The organism is Desulfuromonadales bacterium, from assembly GCA_035620395.1.
GTDB lineage: Bacteria > Desulfobacterota > Desulfuromonadia > Desulfuromonadales > DASPGW01 > DASPGW01.
In genome coordinates this window covers 1-4684 of record DASPGW010000052.1, presented here as the reverse complement: position 1 = coordinate 4684, position 4684 = coordinate 1, and the positions used below count along the sequence as shown (strand labels likewise).

The window sequence follows — 4684 nt, the reverse complement described above, 5'->3', positions numbered from 1 at the left end:
CAGGGCCTGGTACCCGCCGCGCTCGCGGTAGGCCGCCTGGGTGTGCGAGTCGGCCGTAACCTCGAAATTGAAGAAGACCCTCGCCTCGCTCATGCCAGCTCCTCCAGAATCCGGTCGATTCCGGCTTCGCTCAGCCGCTCGTGGTAGGTGTCGTTCACCTGCATGGCCGGCGCCGTGCCGCAGGAGGCCAGGCACTCCACCGCCAGCAGGGTGAAACGGCCGTCGGCCGTGGTCTCCCCCTCCCCTATTCCCAGCTTCTTCTTGAGGTGCTCGAACAGGCGCTCCGCCCCGAGGAGCGAGCAGGCGATGTTCCGGCAGACCTTGATGACGTGCCTCCCGGTCGGCTGACGGTGGAGCATCGAGTACCAGCAGAGGGCCTCCTTGACCTGCATCGGCGGCACGCCCAGGTAGTCGGCGATGAGGAGGGCGTCGCTCTCGGTGAGATGCCCCTTCTCCTCCTGCATCAGCTGCAGCAGCGGCAGCACCAGGGAGGAGATCATCGCCGCCGGATAGGTGCGGCGCAGCCGGTCGAACTTGTCCGTCAGGCAACTCATCGGTCACACTCCCCGCCGATCATGTTCATGGAGCCGAAGGTGGCGATGATGTCGGCGACCTGATGGCCCTCCAGCAGCGTGTGCATCCCGCCCATGTGCATGAAGCTCGGCGCCCGCACATGCAGCTTGTAGGGGCGGCCGCTGCCGTCGCTGACCAGGTAGAAGCCGAGTTCGCCGTTGGGGGCCTCGTGGGCGCTGTAGACTTCGCCGGCCGGGACCTGAATGCCGTCGATGATGAGCTTGAAATGGCGGATGACGGCTTCCGTTTTCGTATAGACGGCGCACTTCTCCGGCAGGGTCACCCGGGGGTCGCGCACGCTGACCGGCCCGTCCGGCAGTTTTTTCACGCACTGGCGGATCAGGGAGACCGACTCGTCCATCTCCCGCATGCGCACGTAGTAGCGGTCGTAGTTGTCCCCCTGGATGCCGACCGGCACCTCGAACTCCAGCTCCGGATAGGCGAGATAGGGACTGTCCTTGCGCAGGTCGACCGCCAGGCCGGTGGAGCGCAGGATGGGTCCGGTGAACCCCCAGTTCAGGGCGTGCTCGGGGGTCATGGCGCCGACGTTGCGAGTGCGGTCGATAAAGATGCGGTTGCGGTCCAGCAGTCCGTGGATGCGCTGGATGTAGCGCTCGTAGAACTGCAGGATTTCCTCCAGGCGCGCGAGCCAGCCGTCCGGCAGGTCCTTGGCCAGCCCGCCGATGCGGACGTAGGAATAGGTGAGCCGTGCACCGGTCAGGTGGTTGAGGTGCTCGAAGATGTAGTCGCGGATGGTCATCAGGTAGAGGAAGGCGGTCATCGCCCCCAGCTCCATGACCGTGGCGGCGACGCAGGTGACATGGTCGGCGAGGCGGTTGTATTCGGCAAGCAGGGTGCGCAGGTACTTGCAGCGCGGGGTGATTTCGATCCCCAGCAGTTTTTCCACCGCCTCCGCATAGGCGAAGTTGTTGTTGAGGCTCGAACAGTAGTTGAGCCGGTCGGTATAGGGAATGATCTTGTGGAAGGTGTGATGCTCGGCTTCCTTCTCGAAGCCCCGGTGCAGGTAGCCGCAATGCACGTCGGCCTTCCGGACCATTTCGCCATCGAGCTCGGCAATGATCTGGATGGTGCCGTGGGTGGCCGGATGCGAGGGGCCGAGGTTGACCACCACATTGTTCGGATCGGCGGTTTCTTCAAGGTGAGACCGAACCGGGGATTTATATACCACTTCTTTCACCTTGTTTGCGGTAGGCGACAAGGGGCTGCTCCTGGTGGATGGGATAATCTTTTCGCAAGGGGTGCCCTTCGAAACCCTCGTAGAGCAGGATCGGCCGCAGGTCTTCGTTGCCGGCAAACTGGATGCCGTACATCTCGTGAACTTCGCGCTCTATGAAGCGGGCCGAGCCGTACCAGTGGGTGAGGGTCGGCACCCGCGGCTGCGCCTCGCCGACCGGCGCCTTCAAGCGCAGCCGCTGCCGGTGCCTGGAGCCATAAAAGTGATAGACCACATCGAATCTCGGCTGGCGGCCGGGATAGTCGACTGCCGTAATGTCAAGCAGCTGGTCGAATCCGCAATCGTCTTTCAGCCGGCGGACCAGGGCGAGGAGGTTCTCCGCCGGCAGCTCCAGCACCAGCATTCCGAAACTCTCCCAGGAGCGCTCGTAAAGACCCTTCAGGTCGCGTGTTATGGCTTCGTAAATCATGGCGTTATTATTCCTTTCCCGGGTTCGGCTTCTCGAAGGGCAGGATGGGATGGTGCTCGCCGGCAATCCTGTCCTGCAGCTTCATGATGGCATCGATCACCATCTCCGGGCGCGGCGGGCAGCCGGGAATATAGATGTCCACCGGAATCACCCGGTCGACCCCCTGCAGAACGGCGTAGTTGCGGTAGAAGCCGCCGCTGGTGGCGCAGGCTCCGAAGGCCATCACCCACTTGGGCTCGCACATCTGGTCGTAGACCTTCTTGATGACCGGGGCTTCTTTGTGGGTGATGGTTCCCACCACCATGAGCAGGTCGGACTGACGGGGCGTGAAGCGGGGGAGCGCGGCGCCGAAACGGTCGGTATCATACAGAGTGGAGCTGACCGACATGAATTCCATGCCGCAGCAGGCGGTCACGAAGGGATACGGGAAGAGGCTGAACTTGCGCACCCAGCCGACCAGATCGTCCTTGCGGGTGGTGAGAAAATCCATCATCGCCATTCCAGCCCGCCCTCCTTCCAGATGTAGATGAAAGTCAGCGCCAGCAGACCCATGAAGAAAAGGAATGAGCAGAAGGAAAGCGTGGCCATCTCCCGGTTGCCGGCAGAAACCGCCCAGATGAACAGCAGGACGGTTTCCAGGTCGAAAAGCAGGAACAAAATGGCGACGGGATAATACTTGATCGACAGCGGGCGTACATTGCGCTGCTGCAAGGGGCGGGATCCGCACTCGAAGGGCTCCAGCTTGGCGGCGGAATTAACGACCTTGGGACCCAGAAGCGCATTCAGAGCAACGATCAGCCCGACGAGACCGAGTGTAGCCAGAAGAAAGAGAAAAAATACCAGGTAGGGACTCATTTGGACTTTCCGGAAAACTGTATTATCAAAAATAACCTTGCCAACTATCGCCGATGCGTTCACCGCCTCAGTAATACCCCATCCGGCTGTACTTCCGCAGATTGTCGATGCTCATGATCTTCGAATGCAGGCAGCCGATACGCTGGCAGATGCCGATGCAGTTGGCGAAATCCCTCTTCGGGGTGGTGAAAAGGGTCGCCAGGTAGGCGCCGCAGCTGCATTGATTGTAAAGCGGGAGCGCTTCGTCGCAGGTCGGGCAACAGATTTCAACGATCGATCCTTCGATGCGCTCGAAATTGAAAAAGGTGCGGCTCAGGTCCCCGATGATCGGGCTCAGCGAAAGCCGGCCCTCCTGGCGGTCGCAGCGCAGCTTGACCGAGATGCCGGTGAACCCGCCGAAAGTGGCCAGGTCGCTGAGCAGGCCATGACCGTTGGGACAGTAGCACTCGGTAACGACCCTGAAGGAATCCTGATGCCTGCCCTTCTGCCAGCCCTCGACGGTAATGCATCCCCTCTGATCCCCGAGATTCTGCCCCATGATTCACTCCTTTAGGCTTCATTAAAAAGAAAGCCCGAACAGGGTGGTTTCCCCTCGGGCTTCATTGCCTGATTCCTGGAATATCGTTTTCAATCTCATTCAGGGGATGTTTCCGTTACGATTCATTGAATAAAGCCGAGTCCTCCAGACCTTTACTGCACCTTCAGCAACAACGATGCCAATCGGTTCACCTTCAGGAACATGCCTAAAACAAACGATTTTTTACATTTTCAACGACATCGTTGCGTGTTCCAGATTGGAGCGGCCTGTGCCCGTGTTGGGCAAATCGTTCCACCATTTTCCACGACTGTGCCAAGGAAAATCCGGCATTGCCCCGGCGAGGTTCAATGGCATGGGTTGAAGCAGTGCCGCCCGACAACGACAGCGATAAAGGGCTGCAATCAAGTATGATTGCAGCCCTTTATCGTTGTCGGGCGTCCAAGGGGAGACTCAAACCCTAGGACCTAAGCAATTGAAATCATTTATACAACCTGTGTCTCGGTTACTCGTTGCGGGGCCTCATCTGCAACCTGTCTGCAACCAAACGCCACTATTCCGAGAATCTTCCCCACCCCGGGGCGCACTCAGAGTTCCCATTGCCTGCTTCCTTTGCTGGTAGTGACTGCTCCAGAGTCTGGACGTCCGCTCGATGGCGGTTGGACGTCACGTCTGAGGCTGTCGCGCTGGAGCGAGCAGATTGGCATCACGAGCCAATAGCCACTTGCCCTTTTCCCTCTTGAGAACTGTCAGCGTGTGACCTTCCCGCTCTATGGGCGGGGAGCTATCGGCCGGAATTGCGACGACCCTGAGGCTGGTCCACATGAATGCCCAGTCCCCCAGCACCTTGATCTCCTGGATTTCGCTTGTGGCATCGAACTTGAGCGCCGATGGCTCAGCCTGCACTCTTGCTGCGGCTACGAAGTCCTCTTTTCGCATTGGTGCCCGGCCGGGAGCCAGGAAAACGACGTCGTCTGCCATCAGGCTCAAGACCGTCTCGACGTCACCTGCTTTAGTCGCTGTCATCCAGGTGGCGACCAGCTCGCGAATCTGATCT

The 4684-nt window shown here is 59.9% G+C and carries 7 protein-coding genes; all 7 read right to left on the bottom strand.

Annotated elements, in window-relative coordinates:
• Positions 1-89 precede the first annotated feature (89 nt).
• On the bottom strand, positions 90-554 hold the full coding sequence (locus tag VD811_03250) for an NAD(P)H-dependent oxidoreductase subunit E (protein HXV19995.1): 465 nt from the start codon (positions 552-554) through the stop codon (positions 90-92).
• Entirely contained in the window at positions 551-1762 is a 1212-nt protein-coding gene (gene nuoD, locus VD811_03245; GenBank protein ID HXV19994.1) for an NADH dehydrogenase (quinone) subunit D, read from the bottom strand. The genes VD811_03250 and nuoD overlap by 4 nt, the downstream gene beginning before the upstream one ends.
• On the bottom strand, positions 1752-2237 hold the full coding sequence (locus VD811_03240; protein HXV19993.1) for an NADH-quinone oxidoreductase subunit C: 486 nt from the start codon (positions 2235-2237) through the stop codon (positions 1752-1754). Before VD811_03240 ends, nuoD begins: the two co-directional genes overlap by 11 nt.
• Before the next feature lie 7 nt (positions 2238-2244).
• Positions 2245-2736, bottom strand: coding sequence for an NADH-quinone oxidoreductase subunit NuoB (nuoB, locus tag VD811_03235; protein ID HXV19992.1), 492 nt, complete (start codon positions 2734-2736; stop codon positions 2245-2247).
• A complete protein-coding gene (locus tag VD811_03230; GenBank protein HXV19991.1) occupies positions 2727-3092 on the bottom strand; it encodes an NADH-quinone oxidoreductase subunit A in 366 nt (121 codons plus the stop codon). Before VD811_03230 ends, nuoB begins: the two co-directional genes overlap by 10 nt.
• A 67-nt stretch (positions 3093-3159) precedes the next feature.
• The gene (locus VD811_03225; GenBank protein HXV19990.1) at positions 3160-3630 is read right to left on the bottom strand and encodes a hypothetical protein; all 471 of its coding nucleotides are present in this window, start codon (positions 3628-3630) and stop codon (positions 3160-3162) included.
• A 663-nt stretch (positions 3631-4293) separates the two neighbouring features.
• Positions 4294-4684, bottom strand: a 391-nt coding sequence (locus VD811_03220) for a nuclear transport factor 2 family protein (protein ID HXV19989.1), incomplete at its 5' end; no start/stop codon positions are given.

Coding starts and splice junctions, on each gene's coding strand:
- VD811_03250 (HXV19995.1), bottom strand. CDS start 554: ATGAGTTGCCTGACGGACAAGTTCGACCGGCTGCGCCGCACCTATCCG.
- VD811_03230 (HXV19991.1), bottom strand. CDS start 3,092: ATGAGTCCCTACCTGGTATTTTTTCTCTTTCTTCTGGCTACACTCGGT.
- nuoB (HXV19992.1), bottom strand. CDS start 2,736: ATGGCGATGATGGATTTTCTCACCACCCGCAAGGACGATCTGGTCGGC.
- VD811_03240 (HXV19993.1), bottom strand. CDS start 2,237: ATGATTTACGAAGCCATAACACGCGACCTGAAGGGTCTTTACGAGCGC.
- VD811_03225 (HXV19990.1), bottom strand. CDS start 3,630: ATGGGGCAGAATCTCGGGGATCAGAGGGGATGCATTACCGTCGAGGGC.